Annotated in this window: 1 rRNA gene; it reads right to left on the bottom strand. The window is 54.1% G+C overall.

Features of this window, described 5'->3' with window-relative positions:
- Positions 1 to 255, bottom strand: a 23S ribosomal RNA gene (locus AB4Y42_RS44545); the annotation flags it as partial.

Genomic DNA, 255 nt, shown 5'->3' with positions numbered 1-255 from the left:
TCAAGCCTTACGGGCAATTAGTATCAGTTAGCTTAACGCATTACTGCGCTTCCACACCTGACCTATCAACGTCCTGGTCTCGAACGACCCTTCAAGGGGATCAAGTCCCCGGGGAAGTCTCATCTTGAGGCGAGTTTCCCGCTTAGATGCTTTCAGCGGTTATCTCTTCCGAACATAGCTACCCGGCGATGCGACTGGCGTCACAACCGGTACACCAGAGGTTCGTCCACTCCGGTCCTCTCGTACTAGGAGCAG

This window comes from Paraburkholderia sp. EG286B (assembly GCF_040965655.1).
In the GTDB taxonomy this organism is placed as follows: Bacteria; Pseudomonadota; Gammaproteobacteria; order Burkholderiales; family Burkholderiaceae; genus Paraburkholderia.
This window is presented reverse-complemented; position numbering and strand designations above follow the sequence as displayed.